General features: G+C 73.6%; 16 protein-coding genes. 10 read left to right on the forward strand and 6 right to left on the reverse strand.

The window, feature by feature from the left end; translation table 11 throughout:
- Positions 1-52 precede the first annotated feature (52 nt).
- From AB0N14_RS24840 to AB0N14_RS24860, 5 genes are all read left to right on the forward strand, one after another.
- Positions 53-1372, forward strand: a complete 1320-nt coding sequence (locus tag AB0N14_RS24840; RefSeq protein ID WP_366027902.1) for an MFS transporter — start codon at positions 53-55, stop codon at positions 1370-1372.
- Positions 1369-2217, forward strand: coding sequence for a putative hydro-lyase (locus tag AB0N14_RS24845; RefSeq protein ID WP_366027903.1), 849 nt, complete (start codon positions 1369-1371; stop codon positions 2215-2217). The genes AB0N14_RS24840 and AB0N14_RS24845 overlap by 4 nt, the downstream gene beginning before the upstream one ends.
- A 72-nt stretch (positions 2218-2289) precedes the next feature.
- On the forward strand, positions 2290-3042 hold the full coding sequence (locus tag AB0N14_RS24850) for a 5-oxoprolinase subunit PxpA (RefSeq protein WP_366027904.1): 753 nt from the start codon (positions 2290-2292) through the stop codon (positions 3040-3042).
- Positions 3039-3653, forward strand: a complete 615-nt coding sequence (pxpB, locus tag AB0N14_RS24855; RefSeq protein WP_366027905.1) for a 5-oxoprolinase subunit PxpB — start codon at positions 3039-3041, stop codon at positions 3651-3653. The genes AB0N14_RS24850 and pxpB overlap by 4 nt, the downstream gene beginning before the upstream one ends.
- Positions 3653-4522: a biotin-dependent carboxyltransferase family protein gene (locus tag AB0N14_RS24860; protein ID WP_366027906.1), complete on the forward strand. Its 870-nt coding sequence runs from the start codon at positions 3653-3655 to the stop codon at positions 4520-4522. The genes pxpB and AB0N14_RS24860 overlap by 1 nt, the downstream gene beginning before the upstream one ends.
- Before the next feature lie 9 nt (positions 4523-4531).
- On the opposite strand, the gene AB0N14_RS24865 is transcribed toward AB0N14_RS24860, so the two are convergent.
- The 5 genes from AB0N14_RS24865 to AB0N14_RS24885 all read right to left on the reverse strand — a co-directional run bounded on the left by AB0N14_RS24865 (position 4532) and on the right by AB0N14_RS24885 (position 10008).
- The gene (locus AB0N14_RS24865) at positions 4532-5386 is read right to left on the reverse strand and encodes an SGNH/GDSL hydrolase family protein (protein WP_366027907.1); all 855 of its coding nucleotides are present in this window, start codon (positions 5384-5386) and stop codon (positions 4532-4534) included.
- Positions 5383-6594, reverse strand: a complete 1212-nt coding sequence (locus AB0N14_RS24870; RefSeq protein ID WP_366027908.1) for a glycosyltransferase — start codon at positions 6592-6594, stop codon at positions 5383-5385. The genes AB0N14_RS24865 and AB0N14_RS24870 overlap by 4 nt, the downstream gene beginning before the upstream one ends.
- The gene (locus tag AB0N14_RS24875) at positions 6591-7757 is read right to left on the reverse strand and encodes a glycosyltransferase family 1 protein (protein ID WP_366027909.1); all 1167 of its coding nucleotides are present in this window, start codon (positions 7755-7757) and stop codon (positions 6591-6593) included. Before AB0N14_RS24875 ends, AB0N14_RS24870 begins: the two co-directional genes overlap by 4 nt.
- A gap of 139 nt (positions 7758-7896) precedes the next feature.
- Complete coding sequence (locus tag AB0N14_RS24880; protein WP_366027910.1) at positions 7897-9315, reverse strand: HEAT repeat domain-containing protein; 1419 nt, start codon at positions 9313-9315, stop codon at positions 7897-7899.
- Positions 9316-9615: 300 nt separating this feature from the next.
- A complete protein-coding gene (locus tag AB0N14_RS24885) occupies positions 9616-10008 on the reverse strand; it encodes an ankyrin repeat domain-containing protein (RefSeq protein WP_366027911.1) in 393 nt (130 codons plus the stop codon).
- A 301-nt stretch (positions 10009-10309) separates the two neighbouring features.
- Between AB0N14_RS24885 and AB0N14_RS24890 the strand changes: the two genes are divergently transcribed.
- Positions 10310-10504 carry a hypothetical protein gene (locus AB0N14_RS24890; protein WP_263228856.1) on the forward strand — a complete coding sequence of 65 codons (195 nt, stop codon included), beginning with the start codon at positions 10310-10312 and terminating at the stop codon, positions 10502-10504.
- Positions 10505-10540: 36 nt separating this feature from the next.
- Positions 10541-12184, forward strand: coding sequence for a hypothetical protein (locus AB0N14_RS24895; protein ID WP_366027912.1), 1644 nt, complete (start codon positions 10541-10543; stop codon positions 12182-12184).
- A gap of 25 nt (positions 12185-12209) precedes the next feature.
- Here the strand turns inward: AB0N14_RS24895 and AB0N14_RS24900 are convergent, their stop codons facing one another.
- Positions 12210-13709 (reverse strand): PLP-dependent aminotransferase family protein, encoded by a 1500-nt coding sequence (locus AB0N14_RS24900; protein WP_366027913.1) that lies wholly within the window; start codon positions 13707-13709, stop codon positions 12210-12212.
- A 142-nt stretch (positions 13710-13851) separates the two neighbouring features.
- Here AB0N14_RS24900 and AB0N14_RS24905 point away from each other — a divergent pair, with 142 nt between their 5' ends.
- The 3 genes from AB0N14_RS24905 to AB0N14_RS24915 are packed head-to-tail and all read left to right on the forward strand — an operon-like array spanning position 13852 to position 16654.
- Positions 13852-14499 (forward strand): hypothetical protein, encoded by a 648-nt coding sequence (locus tag AB0N14_RS24905; protein WP_366027914.1) that lies wholly within the window; start codon positions 13852-13854, stop codon positions 14497-14499.
- Positions 14496-15263: a glycerophosphodiester phosphodiesterase gene (locus AB0N14_RS24910; protein WP_366027915.1), complete on the forward strand. Its 768-nt coding sequence runs from the start codon at positions 14496-14498 to the stop codon at positions 15261-15263. Before AB0N14_RS24905 ends, AB0N14_RS24910 begins: the two co-directional genes overlap by 4 nt.
- Positions 15264-15307: 44 nt before the next feature.
- Complete coding sequence (locus AB0N14_RS24915; RefSeq protein ID WP_366027916.1) at positions 15308-16654, forward strand: MFS transporter; 1347 nt, start codon at positions 15308-15310, stop codon at positions 16652-16654.
- The last annotated feature ends 69 nt before the right edge of the window (positions 16655-16723 follow it).

Below are 16723 nucleotides of genomic sequence, written 5' to 3' on the forward strand. Positions count from 1 at the left end.
CACCGCACGGCTCATCCCCCAAGCACGCTCCGTCCCTCACTGCGAGGTGCCCATGAGCACGACTCCTCCCTCCCCGGCCCCGACCGCCGACGCCCGCTCCGGCGCCGGTGAACGGGGCGCTGACGACGGCGCGTTGGGCTGGATGCGCGCCCTCGGCCCGCGCGGCCGCCGTGCCTTCGCGGGCGCCTTCGGCGGCTATGCCCTGGACTCGTACGACTACTTCACGCTTCCGCTGAGCATGGTCGCGCTGGCGGCGTACTTCCGTCTGGACAGCGGCCAGACCGGCCTGTTCACCACGGTCACCCTGGTCGTCTCGGCGGTCGGCGGCGCTGTCGCGGGTGTGGTCGCCGACCGCGTCGGACGGGTGAAGGCCCTGATGATCACCGTGGTGACGTACGCCGTCTTCACGGTCGCCTGCGGCTTCGCTCCGACCTACGAGACCCTGCTGGTCTTCCGCGCCCTCCAGGGCCTCGGCTTCGGCGGCGAGTGGGCGGTCGGCGCGATCCTGGTCGCCGAGTACGCGAGCGCCCGGCACCGGGGCCGTACGCTCGGCGCGATCCAGAGCTCCTGGGCCGTCGGCTGGGCGCTGGCCGCGGTCGTCTACACCCTGGTCTTCTCGTTCCTGGGCGACGACCTGGCCTGGCGGGTGATGTTCTGGACCGGTGCGCTGCCCGCGCTGCTGGTGATCTGGATGCGCCGCCGGGTGCACGACGCCCCGGAGGCGACGGCCCAGCGCGAACAGAGCGCCCAGAAGGGCTCCTTCGCCGCGATCTTCAAGCCGGGCAGGGACGGGCAGCCCGGCCTGCTGCGCACGACGGTCTTCGCGGGTCTGCTCTCCACCGGTGTCCAGGGCGGCTACTACACACTGGCGACCTGGGTGCCGACGTACCTGAAGTCGGAGCGGGGCCTGTCGGTCGTCGGCACCGGCTCCTACCTGACGTTCCTGATCTCGGGGGCCTTCCTCGGCTACCTCACCGGCGGCCACCTCACCGACCGGCTCGGCCGCAGGCGCAACATCTGGCTCTTCGCCCTGCTGTCGGCGATCTGCATCCTGGCGTACGCGAACATCCCGAGCGGCGCCAACACCGTGCTCCTGGTGCTCGGTTTCCCGCTCGGGTTCTGCATGTCGGCCATCTTCAGCGGCTTCGGGTCGTACCTGAGCGAGCTGTACCCGACGGCGGTGCGCGGCACGGGACAGGGCTTCACCTACAACGCCGGTCGGGCGGTGGGCGCCGCCTTCCCGACCCTGGTGGGCTTCCTGGCCGACAGCTGGGGCGTGGGTGGTGCGCTGGTCTTCGGGGCGATCGGGTACGGGATCGCGGCACTGGCGCTGCTGGGCCTGCCGGAGACGCGCGGGAAGGAGCTGCGGTGAACCGCACGGAAGACCACTCCCCGACCCTCACGGAAGACCGACCGCTGATCGTCGTCGTCGACGAGCACGCGCACGCGTGGAGCGCGAAGGACGCCCGGGCCCGTGTCCGGGAGGGCCTGAGCGGCCCCACCGCCGGGGTCGCCGCCGGCCACACCCAGGTCAACCTGATCTCGGTGCCCGCCGACTGGGCGTACGACACCCTGCTGTTCTGCCAGCGCAACCCCAAGCCCTGTCCGGTCCTGGACGTCACCGACGCGGGCTCGCCCACGACGGTCCTCGCGGAGGGCGCCGACCTGCGGACCGATCTGCCGCGCTACCGGGTGTGGCGGGACGGCGAACTGGTGGACGAGCCGACGGACGTGCGCGCCCACTGGCGGGACGACCTGGTGTCGTTCCTCATCGGGTGCAGCTTCACCTTCGAGTGGGCGCTCGGCGAGGCGGGCGTGCCCCTGCGCCACATCGAGCAGGGCCGCAACGTCCCGATGTACGTCACCGCCCGCCCCTGCCGTCCGGCAGGGCGGCTGCACGGCCCCATGGTGGTGTCCATGCGCCCGGTCCCGCCACGGCACCTGCCCGCCGCGATCCGGGAGAGCAGTCTCCTCCCCGCGGTGCACGGCGGCCCCGTACACTGCGGCGATCCGTCGGTCCTCGGCATCGAGGACCTCGGGCGACCCGACTTCGGCGACCCGGTGGACGCCGAACCGGACGACATCCCGGTGTTCTGGGCCTGCGGCGTGACCCCGCAGGCCGCGGTGATGGCCTCGCGCCCGCCGTTCGCCATCACCCACGCACCGGGGCAGATGTTCATCACCGACGCCCGCGACGACCAGTACCGCGTGGTCTGACGACGAACGGCACCGCGTCGCCCGACGACGACCGGCACCGCGCCGCCCGACGGCGCCCGACCAGGAGGGACCATGATCGATCTGAACGCCGATCTCGGCGAGGGCTTCGGCCGCTGGCAGCTCACCGACGACGAGCGGCTGCTGTCGGTCGTCACGAGCGCCAACGTGGCCTGCGGGTTCCACGCGGGGGACGCGGCCACCATGCGCCGGGTGTGCGAACTGGCGGCCGAGCGCGGCGTACGGATCGGTGCCCAGGTCTCCTACCGCGACCTGGCCGGCTTCGGGCGGCGCTCGATGGACGTGCCGCCCGACGAACTGGCCGCCGAAGTGGCGTACCAGATCGGCGCGTTGGAGGTCTTCGCGCGCGCGGCGGGCTCCCGCGTGTCGTATGTGAAGCCGCACGGCGCGCTCTACAACCGGGTGGTCCACGACGAGCGGCAGGCCCAGGCGGTCGTGGACGGCGTGCTGCTCGCCGATGCCACGCTGCCCGTGCTGGGGCTGCCCGGGTCGCGTTTCCTCGAGGTGGCCGGCAAGGCCGGGCTCCCGGTCGTCACCGAGGCGTTCGCGGACCGCGCCTACACGGAGGAGGGCACGCTCGTGCCGCGCGGCCGGGACGGGGCGGTGATCACCGACGTCGACACGGTCGTCGCGCGCTCGGTGGGCCTCGCCCGCTCCGGGACCGTCGTGGCCCACTCGGGGCGCGAGATCCCGGTGCGCGCACGCTCCTTGTGCCTGCACGGCGACACGCCGGGGGCGGTCGACCTGGCCCGCCGGGTGCGCGCCGAGCTGGAGGCCTCGGGCGTGCGGGTGGAGGCCTTCGCATGAGGGTGCTGCCCGTGGGGGACGAGGCGCTGCTGGTCGAGCTCTCCAGCGGCGACGAGGCACAGGCCCTGCACGCCGAGCTGCTGCGCCGTCGGGCCTCTGGTCAGCTGGCCGCGCGTGAGGTCGTCCCCGCGGCCCGCACGGTCCTCCTCGACGGCGTCGCCGACCCTGCCCGGCTCGCGGCCCGGATCGCCGAGTGGGACATCCCGCCGGCCGCCACGCGCGCGGAGAAGCCGGTCGAGATCCCCGTACGGTACGACGGTCCCGATCTTCCGGAGGTGGCCGCCGTGTGGGGCGTGTCGCGCAAGGAGGTGGCGCGGATACACGCGGCGGCCGAATTCCGGGTCGCCTTCTGCGGGTTCGCGCCCGGCTTCGGCTATCTCACCGGCCTGCCGGACCGCTACCACGTGCCGCGCCGGGCCACCCCGCGCACGGCCGTCCCGGCGGGTTCGGTGGCGCTCGCGGGCCCGTACACCGGGGTTTATCCGCGCTCGTCGCCGGGTGGCTGGCAGCTCATCGGCACGACCGACGCGGTGCTGTGGGACCACGCGCGCGTACCGGCCGCGCTGCTCGCCCCGGGCGTCAGCGTCCGATTCGTCCCGGTGGGGTCCTGATGGCGGACCGTGCTCTCGTCGTCGTACGGGCGGGGCTGCTGACCACCGTGCAGGATCGGGGCCGGCCCGGCCACGCCCATCTCGGGGTACCGCGTTCCGGGGCGCTCGACGCGCCCGCGGCGGCGCTCGTCAACCGGCTGGTCGGCAATCCACCGGAAGCCGCCGTCCTGGAGACCACACTCAACGGCTGCGCACTGCGCCCGCGTTCGACGGTCACCGTCGCGGTCGGCGGCGCGCCCTGCGCGGTCACCGTGGACGGCCGCCCCGCCCCCTGGGGAGCGCCGCTCCGCGTGCCGGGCGGGGCGCTGCTGGAGGTGGGGCCCGCACGGGCCGGAGTACGCGGTTACGTCGGTGTCGCGGGCGGAGTGGCCGTGGACCCGGTGCTCGGCAGCCGCTCCACCGACCTGCTCTCCGGGCTCGGCCCGCCCCCGCTCGCGGACGGTGCCGTACTGCCCCTGGGGGTGCCGGTGGGCCCTCACGCCCGCGTGGACACCGTTCCCCAGCCGGGCCCGCCGGCCGAGCTGGTGCTGCGGGTGACGCTCGGGCCGCGCACCGACTGGTTCACCCGCGACGCGCTCCGCACGCTCGGCACGCGCGCGTACCGGGTGTCCGCCGCGAGCAACCGCATCGGCCTGCGCACCGAAGGACCCGCCCTGGAGCGTGCCCGGACCGGTGAACTCCCCAGCGAGGGCATGGTGCTGGGCGCGGTGCAGGTGCCGCCCGACGGCCGCCCGGTCGTCTTCCTGGCCGACCATCCGACCACCGGGGGGTACCCGGTGATCGCGGTCGTCCGCACCGCCGACCTCGCGGCCGCCGCCCAGGCGGCCCCGGGCACGCCCGTGCGGTTCACGGCCGTGAGCCGTCGGTAGGCGGGCCGCTCACGCCGCGTCCGGCTGCTCCGCGACCTTCAGCGCGGCCAGCGCGGAGGCCACCGCGTGCGAGGCGGTCAGGTCCAGTCGGGAGCTGGTCCCCCTGGCCTTGTGGCGGACCTCGTCGGCGGCCAGCGTGAGCAGCTGCGGCAGCAGATCGGTGCACCGCCTGGCCACCCAGCCCGTCCCGGCGGTGGCCAGCCACCACAGGCTCGCCGAGCGGCCCGGCGCCGGGAACTCGGGCTCCGCCGAGGGCGTGGCACCGGTGACGAGGCCCGCCTCGGCGAGCAGCGCGTGGAAGCGCAGGGCGAGCTGCCGGTGCCCGCGCTCCCCCGGGTGCAGCCGGTCCGCGCTCCACATCGCGCGGTCGCTGATCCAGTCCCCGTCCGCCGCGTGCAGATGCACCGCCCCGTGCCGTTCGGACAGCGCGTGCACGACCGTGTTGACGGCCCGTTGCCGCCGCGCCAGCGGGCGCGCCAGCGCCCCGGGCAGCCGCAGCATCGTCCCCGGGTCGGGCAGGCAGGCCGTGAGCAGCACCGTGCCCTGAGCGCGGAACGCGGCGTACACCTGGTCGAGGCGGGCGGCCACGGCGTGGATGTCGAAGGTGCAGCGCAGGGTGTCGTTGACGCCTATGACCACGGAGACGACGTCGGGGCGCAGGTCGAGCGCGGCCGGGGTCTGTCGCTCCAGGACATCCCGGGTCTGGGCGCCGCTGACGGCGAGGTTGGTGAACTCCGCGGGGCTGTCCGCCGGGGCGAGCCCGTCGGCGAGGAGCGCGGCCCACCCCCGCCAGGTGTCCCCGACGGGGTCGCCCACGCCTTCCGTCAGCGAGTCGCCGAGCGAGACGAACCGTAGGGGTCTCATCGCACGCCCTCCCGGGCCGCCTCCCGCGGGCGGGCGTCACCGGCCGCCGTCGGACCGTCGAACGGCAGGGCGTCGTGGGCCGCGAGGAACGCGTCCACCGCCGTCTTCCAGCCGAAGCACTCGGCACGCGCGCGTGCCGTCTCCCGGCGCTCGCACTCGGTCCGCTCCATGAGCAGCTCCACCGCGTCCCCGAAGGCCTCACCGGTGTTCACGGCGGTCGCCCCGGCCGAGCCGATCACCTCGGGCAGCGCGGAGAGGACGCTGGCCACCACGGGCGTGCCGCACGCCATCGCCTCCAGGGCGGCGAGCCCGAAGGTCTCGGCGGGTCCCGGGGCCAGGCACACGTCGGCCGTGGCCTGCAGCGCGCCGAGCAGGTCCCGGTCCGCGACGTGGCCGAGGAAGGTGACGGGCAGCCGCCGCTCCTCGGCCCGCTGTTCGAGCCGGGCCCGCAGCGGCCCGTCCCCGGCGACCACCAGCACCACGCGCCGTCCGCGGTGCAGCAGGGCCTCCAGGGCGTCCAGGGCCGTGCCGGGCTTCTTCTCCACGGACAGCCGGGAGCACATGACGAGCAGCGTCTCGTCCCCGCGCGCGTACCGTGCGCGCAGCCCCGCGTCCCGCAGCGCCGGGTGCCGCTGTGCGAGGTCGACGCCCAGCGGTGCCCGTACGACGTTGCGGGCGCCGATCCGCACGAACTCACGCTCGGCGAACTCGGTGGTGCACACCACGCGCGCGTAGGTGTGCGCCGTACGGGAGTTGAGGGCGTCGGCGGCGCGCCGGGACATGGTCTCGGACAGGCCCCAGGTGCGCAGGACGCCGTCGGCGGTCTCGTGGGAGACCATCACGGAGGGGACCCGGGCGCGCCGGGCCCACTTGCCGGTCCAGCGCAGGGTCGTACGGTCGGAGACCTCGAGACGGTCGGGGTCCAGTTCCTCCAGGAGGGCGGCGACGCGGCGCTTGTCCACGAGGACGCGGTAGCCGCCGGTGCCGGGCAGCAACGGCCCGGGCAGGGTGATGACCCGGCCCTGCTCGGTCGTCTCGTCGGTGTGGCGCTCGCCGGGCACGATGAGCACCGGCTCGTGCCCGGCCTCCTTGAAGCCCTTGCCCAGCTCGCGCAGCGCGGTGCGCAGACCGCCGGACGCCGGGGCGACGAAGTTGGCGAGCCGCACGATACGCAGCCCGGCGCCGGTCCGCTCGGTGGCGAAGCTCATGCCGCCACCACCGTCTTGCGCGCGGCGAGCACGTCCGCGTAGTGGCCGATGAGCTGGTCGCCGACGGCAGCCCAGGTGCGGCCCTCGACGAGAGTGCGCGCGGCGGCCCCGTAGGCGGCCCGCAGCACCGGGTCGGCCGCCAGGGACCACACGGCGTCCCGGAAGGCGGCCGCGTCCCCGGGCGGCACGAGCAGTCCGGTGCGGCCGTGGGCCACCAGGTCGAGCGGGCCGCCCGCGGCGGGCGCGACGACCGGCACACCGCTCGCCATGGCCTCCTGGACGGTCTGGCAGAACGTCTCGAAGGGGCCGGTGTGCACGAAGACGTCCAGCGAGGCGAAGATCCGGGCGAGTTCGTCGCCGGTGCGGCGGCCCAGGAAGACGGCGCCGGGCAGGGCGGCGCGCAGGGTGGTCTCGCTCGGCCCGTCGCCCACGACGACGACGCGTACGCCGTCCAGACCGCAGGCGCCGGCGAGGAGTTCGACGTGCTTCTCGGGGGCGAGCCGGCCGACGTAGCCGACGATCAGCTCACCGTTCGGGGCGAGTTCCCTGCGGATCGCCTCGTCCCGCAGGTCTGGCCGGAAACGGACGGTGTCGACGCCGCGCGGCCACAGCTGCACCCGGGGCACACCGTGTGCCTCCAGGTCGTGCAGGGCGGCGCTGGAGGGCGCGAGGGTGCGGTCGGCGGCGGCGTGCACGGAGCGGATGCGCCGCCAGGCCGCCGCCTCGCCGGCGCCCATGTAGGTCCGGGCGTAGCCGGCGAGGTCGGTCTGGTAGACGGCGACGGCGGGGATGCCGAGCCGGGCGGCGGCCGCCATGCCGCGGACGCCGAGGATGAAGGGGCTGGCCAGGTGCACGATGTCGGCGCGGTGTTCGGTGATGGCCGCGGCGACGCGTCGGCTGGGGAGTGCCACGCGCACCTGGGGGTAGCCGGGGAGCGGTAGGGAGGGGACACGGACGACGGGGCACGGCGCGAGGGCGTCGGGCCCGGTACCGATGGGGGCGCCTCCCTGGTCGAGCTCAGTCGAGAACTTGGGGGAGGTGGCCGGAGCGACGACGAGGGGAACATGACCGCGATCGACGAGGTGCCGGGCGGTCTGCAGCGCGCAGTGGGCCACGCCGTTCACATCGGGGGGAAAGGATTCGGTCACGATGACGACACGCATACCCGTGTTCTCGCCGGGCCGGACGTGGCCGCGTCAACGTCGATCTTTCCGGCCGGGGAACGTCCCATGAGCGTTGAGCTGCACAGCCGAACAGGTCCACCCGTGTCCACGTACTCCTGACACGCGGGTCACCGGATGTTCACACGGCCGGCATGTCGGGCCCGATCCGGCTGCGTACGGCGGTCTGCACCTCGGCCTCCTCGGCGGGATCCGCGGCGAGCCGGCGCAGCCGCTCCACGACGCGGGCGTCTCCCGTCTCGGCGTGCCGTGCGGCGATCTCGCGGGTGGACTCCTCGCAGTCCCAGAGGCATTCGACGGCGAATCCCGAGGCGAAGGAGGGGTCGGTGGCGGCCAGCGCGCGGGCGGCTCGCCCCCGGAGATGGGAGGACGCGGTCTCGCGGTAGACATGGCGCAGGACAGGTGCGGCGCAGGCGATGCCGAGCCGTCCGGCGCCGTCGACGAGGGTCCACAGCGTCGGCGCGTCGGGGCCCTCGCCCCGAACCGCCTCCCGGAGCGCCTCGAGGACCAGGTCGCTGTCCTGGGCACCGCCACGGCAGGCGAGCATGCGCCCGGCGGCGGCCCCGAGGGCGTCGGGCCGGCGGGCCCAGCCTCGTGCGCGGTCCACGGCGGCAAGACTGCACATGCGTTCGAAGGCGTCCAGGGCCGCGTCGACGACGAGCGCGGAACCCGTGGACACGGCATCCTCGATGAGTTCGAGGGCATCCGGATCGTTGCTGTCGGCGAGGTACCGCAGGGCCGTCGAGCGGGCTCCGTCGCCGCCCGAGCGGGCGGCCTCGACGATCTCGGCGCGATCCTCGGGGCCGGCGACGGCGGTGAGACAGCGCGCGGCGGGCACGTGCAGCGCGGCACCGCGTTCGATGCCCTGCTGCGCCCAGTCGAAGACGGCCTGCACGCTCCACCCCGGGCGAGGTCCCTGGGGCCGCAGTTGCCGCTGCCAGCGGTCGAAACAGCCGGCCTCCTGTGCGGCACGCACGCGTGAGGCGATCGATTCGCGGGGGTCGTCGGCCCACAGCCGCCAGGGCCGTGGTTCGAAGGCGTCGCGGACGGCGGCCGCGAGTTCGGCCTCGCCCTCGGGGTCGGCCGGGAAGCGGGCCAGGACGGGGGCGGCCAGGGCGCGCAGGCCCGCGTCGTCGTCGCGCAGGGCGAGCTCGTCCAGGGCCCAGGCCCAGTTGGTGCCCGAGGCGGCGTACCTGCGCAGCAGTTGGAGCGCGTCGCGCCTGCCGTACGAGGCGAGGTGCCCGAGGACGGCGAGGGCGAGTCCGGTACGGCACTCGTCCGCCTCGAGGACGTCCTCGGCGCTGAACAGGTGCGCCTCGATGGCGTCCAGCTCGCCGCCCAGGTCGAGGTAGAGCCGGGCGTAGTACAGGGAGCGGTTCTCCACCTGCCAGTCGTGGCGGGGGTCGCGCAGCACACAGTGGTCGAGGGCCGCGAGCGCCTCGGCGCGGGGGGCGGTGAGCGCGTGCAGTGTGCCGTCGCCGCGGCCCCTCTGGAGCAGGCCGAGCAGCGTGCCGCTGGGCGCTATGACCGGTTCGAACATGGGAAACAGCCTCACATCAAGCGTCGACGCAACCGGGGGACACGCATTACCTGGCCGCGTGACAACACGTCGGGACGCCCGCCGTCTCTTGCTTGCTGAAGACCATTTTCCTCTGCCTCTCGTTGGTGGCCCGTGGGGACCGATCACGGTCCGCGCGGTGCGGCATCACCTGCCCGGCCGTGGCGTCCGTGAATCACGACGTCATGATGACCCGGGCTCTCGCGCTGCCGCGACCTTATTTCGGGCGGTCCGGTACCGCCTCCCCCGTTTTCGTCGTTTCCGCTGGTCAGTGTGTTCGGATCAGTGTGCGCCAAACAGTTCGAGCAGGTCCGTCTTGCCGAACATCTTGGCGGTGTCGATCGCCGAGGGCGCCCCCGCGGCCGGGTCGGCGCCGCCGTCCAGTAGGGCCCGGATGACCTCGGCCTCGCCCTTGAAGACGGCTCCGGCGAGCGGTGTCTGGCCTCGGTCGTTGACCCGGTCGGCCTCCGCGCCGCGCTCGAGCAGGGCCCGGACGGCGTCGGCGTGGCCGTGGTAGGCGGCGAGCATCACCAGAGTGTCGCCGCGCTCGTTGGTGAGGTTGGCCGGAACGCCCGCGTCGACGTATGCCGCGAGCGTCTCGGTCTCGCCTCGGCGCGCCAGATCGAAGATCTTGGTCGCGAGCTCCACGACCTCGGGGTCGGGGGCTTCACTCATCGGCCGGACCGCCTCTCCACTACGGCTGCTGGTACTGATGCCCCAAGGGTGCCTGGACTGGTGCCCCGTATGGGTGAATCGCCAGCGTACTGGCTTCCGCGTCACACGACCGGCACCGTACTAGGCAAAGATCCAGACGAGGCCTGTGGCGGGCGTCAGGGCTGGTCAAGGGGTGCAGGCGGCTCGGCCGACCGAAGGAAATCCGGTGAATTTCACCCAGTTGCACCTTTTATCGTATGGATACATTCTGTGAGCCTGGAAGGACTCATGGTGACTGCCCCCACGAACCAGGAGAGAGCAAATGATTCTGAACATCTCGGGCGTCCTGCTGCTCGGCACCATCGTCTTCCTGTTCTGCCGCAAGGACGGTCTCAAGGGCCGGCACGCAATGACCTGCGGGCTCTTCGGGTTCTACCTCTCGAGCACCGCCATCGCGCCGAGCATCAAGGCCGGCGGGGCGAGTCTCGCGGGCCTCCTCGGCGGGATCAATTTCTGACCCGGCTCCCGTCCGCACACACCCCCAGGAGAACGAGTGGTTCGGCGTCCCCTCCCCCGCATTCTGAGCAACGGCGGCGACCGGATCGCCCGCAGCCGGGAGCTGGCGCGGGCGGCGGCCGGCGGCGCCACCGACGTCCTCCACCCGCTGATCACCATCACGCGCGGCCTGCGCCGGCTGGCCGCAGCCGGGCGGCGCAGGTGGGCGGACACGCCGAAGGACGGGCGGGGACCGCTGCTCTTCCTGGTGGCTTCGGTGATCCTGGTCGTGGCGCTGGTGCCGTACGGGCCGCTGCTCACCGCCATCACGCTGATGGCGGCGTCGGCCTGGACGGGCCGGGACAGCAGGCCGACGGCGCCGCCGGGCCCGGACCCCGCGCAGACCAAGCGGCTGAGCGCCCTCTACGAGGCCCTGGTGCCGTACTTCTCGGCCGCCGAGGACCCGGCTCCGCTGTACGCGCACGGCGGGGAATTCACCCGGGCCTTCTCCTCCTTCGAGTTCGACGACACCGGCCGCGTCTCCCGCCTCGTCATCCGCTATCCCGCCTACTTCACCGACGGCGAGCCCGCATCACGGGCCAGGATCGAACAGCTCCTGCACGCCAAGTCGGGCCGGGACCGCGAGTACCACTTCGCCTGGGACGAGGAGGGCAACGAACTGACGGTCACCGTGCTGCCTCCCCTGCCCACCGACATCGCCGCGCAGCGCTTCGTGACCGCCCCGGGCGAGACGGTCCTCGGCTTCACCGACCCCACCGGAGTCCAGCGCACGCTCCCCCTCACCCACGGCGAGGAGCGACGCGACGTGCCTCCGGTTCTGTGGCGCACCGGCCCGCGGTGCGCCGAGCCTCACCTGCTGATCGCGGGCACACCCGGCAGCGGCTCGACGACGCTGGTGCGCTCCATCGCCCTGCAGGCGCTGCAGCACGGGGACGTGCTGATCGTCGAGGGCGGCGGCGCCGGGGAGTACGCGTTCCTGACGGGCAGAGACGGGGTGCTGGCGGTGGAGTCCGGGCTCGCGGGGGCGGCGGCGAGCCTGGAGTGGGCGACCCGTGAGACGGAGCGGCGGCTGATCGCCGCCAACCGTGCCCGGCAGGCCGGTCACCCCCCGCCGGACGACGTCAGGCGCCCGCTGTGGATTCTGCTGGACCGGCCGACCGTCCTCGGGCCTCTCGCCGCCGCCGACGGCCGCGCCGACCCCCAGGCCCTGCTCCAGGTGCCGCTGCGGCACGGCCGCGCCGCGAACGTCACGGTCGTGGTCGCCGAGCAGGTGGACGCCCTGGACGGCCTGTCCGACGCGGTCCTGCAGCACACCCGCGCGCGCGTGGCGCTCGGCCCGGCGGCCCCCGGCGAGCTGGAGGCGGTGCTCGGCGCGCCGCCGCACACCACCCCCGTCAAGGACGTGCCACCCGGCCGCGGTTACGCCCGCCTGGGTTCGGGCCCGGTGCACCGCCTCCAGGTACCGGCCACCCCGGACCCGTACGACGACACCGCCGGCGATCAGCACCGACAGGCGGTCCTCGCCCTGCTGCCCCGCCGCAGCGAAGCGATCGCCCCCAGCGAACCGATCGCGCCAAGCGCACCGACCGCCTCCAGCGCTCCGATCGACTGCGAGAAGCCGGCCGGCCGCGGCGCACCGGTCGAGTCGGTCCCGACGGAGGCGCTGGCCGTGGAGGGCTGACGGCAGCCCCGCGCCGGGCCCCTGATCAGGCCACGAACGTCCGCGGAGCCTCGGCCGGCCCCGAAGCGCCCGTCTGGACCAGGCGGGCCGCGGCCGCCAGACGCACCGCCGCCTCCTCCGCCACCGCGCCGCCCACCGTGAACGGCAGTCGCACATAGCCCTCGAACGCCCCGTCCACGCCGAAGCGCGGCCCCGACGGCACCCGGACACCGACCCGTTCCCCGGCCTCCGCGAGACGGGAGCCCGAGAGGCCGCCGGTGCGCACCCACAGCGTCAGGCCGCCCCGGGGCACCGAGAACTCCCACGTCGGCAGCTTCTTGCGCACCGCGGCGACCAGGGCGTCCCGGTTCTCCCGGGCCTGGCCGCGCCGCAGTTCCACCGCCTGCTCCCAACCGCCGGTGCTCAGCAGCCAGTTCACGGCCAGCTGCTCGAGGACCGGGGTGCCCAGGTCGGCGTAGGCCCGGGCCGCGACCAGGCTGCGGACGACATCGGGGGCGGCCCGCACCCACCCGATGCGCATGCCCGCCCAGAACGCCTTGCTCGCCGAGCCGACGGTGATGACGGTCGAGCCCGCCGGGTCGAAGGTGCTCACCGGGCGCGGCATCTCGAGCCCCTCCTCCAGGTACAGCTCGCCCATCGTCTCGTCGACGACCAGGACCGTCCCGGCGGAGCGGGCCGCCTCCACCAGGCGGCGGCGCTGGTCCTCGTCGGCGAGCGCGCCCGTCGGATTGTGGAAGTCGGCCACGACGTAGGCGAGCCGCGGTGCAGCCTCGCGCAGCACCTGGCGCCAGCGGTCCAGGTCCCAGCCGCCGAGCCCCTCGGCCATGGCGACGGGGACGAGCCGGGCGCCCGCCTCCCGCATCAGCTGGAGGATGTTGGCGTACGACGGCGACTCGACGGCGATGCGCTCACCACGCCCGGCGAACAGGTGACAGATCGCGTCGATCGCGCCCATGGCGCCGGTGGTCACCATGATCTGCTCGGGCATGGTCGGGATGCCGCGCGCCGTGTAGCGGTCGGCGAGCATGGACCGCAGCGCGGGCAGGCCCGCCGGGTAGTCGCCGTGCGTGTGCGCGTACGGCGGCAGTTCCTCGAGGGCACCCTGCACGGCACGGGTGAGCCAGGGCTCGGGCGCGGGCAGCGCGGCACAGCCCAGGTCGATCATCGAGCCGAGCGCCTCGGGCGGGAGCGGTTCGAGGCCGCGCGCCGGCACCGGGTTCCCGGCCGGGACGGCGGTCCAGCTGCCCGCTCCGCGGCGGGACTCCAGGAAACCCTCGGTGCGCAACGCCTCGTACGCTGCCGCGACCGTGGTACGGCTCACCGACAGGGCGAGCGCCAGCTCCCGCTCCGCGGGCAGCCGGGCGGCGACCGGTACCCGGCCCTCCAGCACGAGCAGCCGGATGCCGTCCGCGAGCGCCCGATAGGCGGGTGGGCGGCGGCTGCCGGGGCCCGCGGGACGGTCCTGCTGGGAGGTGAGCAGCCGGGCCAGCTGTGCCGCGCCCACCGCTGATGTCCACTGTGCCATGAGTCCCAGTCCACCTTCCCGGAATTGGCCATGGATGGCTCGTCTTTCCAAGCCACAGAGTGACATACGTCAGGCCACTACCACCACAGGGGGGCACGTTTTGTCTGTCGGCTCGCCGGGCGACCCGTACATTGACAAGTCCATGAGGAGTCGTCTCGGGCGGCGGCTCCTCCAGCTGTACGCCGGTCTCGCCCTCTACGGCGCGAGCTCCGCCCTCCTGGTGAAGGCGGGGCTCGGCCTGGAGCCGTGGAACGTCCTGCACCAGGGTCTGTCCGAGCTCACCGGGTTCAGCATGGGTGTCGTACTGACGATCGTGGGCGCGGCCGTCCTGCTGCTGTGGATCCCGCTGAGGCAGCGTCCGGGACTCGGCACCGTCTCCAACGTCCTGGTGATCGGTTTCGCCATGGACGCCACCCTGGCCGTGCTCCCCGAGGTGCGCTCACTGGCCGTCCGTGTGCCCCTCCTGGTCTCGGGCGTGGTGCTGAACGGCGTGGCGACCGGCCTCTACATCGCCGCCGACTTCGGTCCCGGCCCACGCGACGGCCTGATGACCGGACTGCACCAGCGCACGGGCCGCTCGATCCGGCTGATCCGCACAGCCGTGGAGATCACCGTCGTCGCGACCGGCTTCGCCCTCGGAGGCACCGTCGGGATCGGCACCCTCGTGTACGCGCTGTCCATCGGACCGCTCGCCCAGTTCTTCCTGCGCGTGTTCGCCGCCCCCGCGGCATCGGGGCGCAGCACGGTCGTTGCCGCCGGGCAACCGGAGCGCGCGATACTGCGTCCGTGACCACCCTCATACGCCACCCCTACCTCGACCATCCCGGCCCGATCGCCTTCGCCCACCGGGGCGGGGCGGCCCACGGCCTGGAGAACACCATGGCGCAGTTCCGGCGCGCGGTGGCGGCGGGCTACCGTTATATCGAGACGGACGTGCACGCCACGGCCGACGGGAAGCTGGTGGCGTTCCACGACGCGACCCTGGACCGGGTGACCGACGGCGCGGGCCGGATCGCCGACCTGCCGTGGGAGGACGTGCGGCACGCGCGCGTGGCGGGCAGCGAGCCGGTGCCCCTCTTCGAGGACGCGCTGGAGGAGTTCCCGGATGTGCGCTGGAACGTGGACGTCAAGGCGGAGCCCGCGCTGCGGCCCCTGCTGGACCTGATCGAGCGCACCGATGCCTGGGACCGGATCTGCGTCGGCTCGTTCTCCGAGGCGCGCGTGGTGCGCGCCCAGCGCCTGGCCGGACCGCGCCTGGCGACGTCGTACGGCACCCGCGGTGTCCTCAACCTGCGGCTGCGGTCCTGGGGCATCCCTGCGGCGGTGCGCCGCTCGGCGGTCGCCGCCCAGGTGCCGGAGTCCCAGTCGGGCGTCCCCGTGGTCGACCACCGCTTCGTGCGCACCGCCCACGCGCTCGGACTGCAGGTGCACGTGTGGACGATCAACGAACCCGATCGCATGCACCGCCTCCTGGACCTGGGAGTGGATGGCATCATGACCGATCACATCGACACACTGCGCAAGGTCCTCGAAGAACGGGGCACCTGGGTCTGAACGCACCGCGCACGATCACGTTCCACGGGGAAGCGAGGGCACGGGTGGGCACCGACACCGTGCGGGCACGGGCCGTCGACGAGGCCGCCGAGCGGCGGCGCGAACAGCGCGGCTGGTACTTCTACGACTGGGCGTGCTCGGTCTACTCGACGAGCGTGCTGACGGTGTTCCTCGGTCCCTATCTCACCTCGGTGGCCAAGTCGGCGGCGGATCCGGACGGATATGTCCACCCGCTGGGTGTTCCGGTGCGCGCCGGCTCGTTCTTCGCCTACTGCGTCTCGGCCTCGGTCGTCGTGGCGATTCTCGTGATGCCGCTCGCGGGCGCGGCGGCCGACCGCACCGGCCGCAAGAAGCCGCTGCTCGCTCTGTGCGCGTACCTGGGCGCCTCGGCCACGACGGGCCTGTTCTTGCTGGACGGTGACCGGTATCTGCTCGGCGGCCTGCTGCTGATCGTCGCGAACGCGTCGGTGGCCGTCTCGATGGTGGTCTACAACTCGTATCTGCCGCTGATCGCCCCGCCCGAGGAGCGTGACGCGGTCTCCTCGCGTGGCTGGGCCTTCGGCTACGCGGCCGGTGCGCTGGTCCTGATCGCGAACCTTGTCCTGTTCACGGCCCACGACTCCTTCGGTGTCTCGGAGTCGACGGCGGTCCGCATCTGCCTGGCCGCGGCGGGCCTGTGGTGGGGCGCCTTCACGCTGATCCCGCTCAGGCGCCTGCGCGACCGCCGTACGACGTCGACGGCTGAGGGGGTGCACGGCTGGCGGCAACTCGCCGCGACGGTCCGGGACATGCGGCGCACCCCGCTCACCCTCGCCTTCCTGCTGGCGTACCTCGTCTACAACGACGGCATCCAGACGGTGATCTCACAGGCGTCGGTGTACGGCTCCCAGGAGCTGGGCCTCGGTCAGTCGACCCTGATCGCCGCCGTGCTGCTGGTGCAGGTGCTGGCGGTGGGCGGCGCGCTGGGCATGGGCCGGCTGGCCCGGACGTACGGCGCGAAGCGCACGATCCTCGGCTCGCTGGTCGCCTGGACGGCGACGCTCGCCGCCGGCTATTTTCTGCCTGCGGGCGCGCCGGCCGGGTTCTTCGCGCTGGCGGCCTGCATCGGGCTGGTCCTCGGCGGCAGCCAGGCGCTGTCCCGGTCGCTTTTCTCACATCTGGTCCCGCCCGGCAAGGAGGCCGAGTACTTCTCCGCGTACGAGATGAGCGACCGCGGCATGAGCTGGCTGGGCCCGCTCCTGTTCGGGGTCACGTACCAGCTGACGGGAAGCTACCGGGACGCGATCATCTCGCTGGTGGTGTTCTTCGCCCTCGGGTTCGTGCTGCTGGCCCGGGTTCCGGTACGCGAGGCGGTGCGCGACGCGGGCAATCCGGTGCCCGAGAGGATTTAGCGTCCGAGCGCAAAGGGCGGTAGTGTACGCGTTTGGCCTGCCAGGCGTACCGTTACTGCGCGTCAAAGG

The organism is Streptomyces sp. NPDC051104 (genome assembly GCF_040682835.1).
In the GTDB taxonomy this organism is placed as follows: Bacteria; Actinomycetota; Actinomycetes; order Streptomycetales; family Streptomycetaceae; genus Streptomyces; species Streptomyces cynarae.

Excerpts from the sequence above, each read along its gene's own strand:
- AB0N14_RS24880 (WP_366027910.1), bottom strand. The coding sequence starts at position 9,315 with ATGTTCGAACCGGTCATAGCGCCCAGCGGCACGCTGCTCGGCCTGCTC.
- AB0N14_RS24850 (WP_366027904.1), top strand. The coding sequence starts at position 2,290 with ATGATCGATCTGAACGCCGATCTCGGCGAGGGCTTCGGCCGCTGGCAG.
- AB0N14_RS24875 (WP_366027909.1), bottom strand. The coding sequence starts at position 7,757 with ATGCGTGTCGTCATCGTGACCGAATCCTTTCCCCCCGATGTGAACGGC.
- AB0N14_RS24900 (WP_366027913.1), bottom strand. The coding sequence starts at position 13,709 with ATGGCACAGTGGACATCAGCGGTGGGCGCGGCACAGCTGGCCCGGCTG.
- AB0N14_RS24840 (WP_366027902.1), top strand. The coding sequence starts at position 53 with ATGAGCACGACTCCTCCCTCCCCGGCCCCGACCGCCGACGCCCGCTCC.
- AB0N14_RS24905 (WP_366027914.1), top strand. The coding sequence starts at position 13,852 with ATGAGGAGTCGTCTCGGGCGGCGGCTCCTCCAGCTGTACGCCGGTCTC.
- AB0N14_RS24865 (WP_366027907.1), bottom strand. The coding sequence starts at position 5,386 with ATGAGACCCCTACGGTTCGTCTCGCTCGGCGACTCGCTGACGGAAGGC.
- AB0N14_RS24890 (WP_263228856.1), top strand. The coding sequence starts at position 10,310 with ATGATTCTGAACATCTCGGGCGTCCTGCTGCTCGGCACCATCGTCTTC.
- AB0N14_RS24860 (WP_366027906.1), top strand. The coding sequence starts at position 3,653 with ATGGCGGACCGTGCTCTCGTCGTCGTACGGGCGGGGCTGCTGACCACC.
- AB0N14_RS24885 (WP_366027911.1), bottom strand. The coding sequence starts at position 10,008 with ATGAGTGAAGCCCCCGACCCCGAGGTCGTGGAGCTCGCGACCAAGATC.
- pxpB (WP_366027905.1), top strand. The coding sequence starts at position 3,039 with ATGAGGGTGCTGCCCGTGGGGGACGAGGCGCTGCTGGTCGAGCTCTCC.
- AB0N14_RS24870 (WP_366027908.1), bottom strand. The coding sequence starts at position 6,594 with ATGAGCTTCGCCACCGAGCGGACCGGCGCCGGGCTGCGTATCGTGCGG.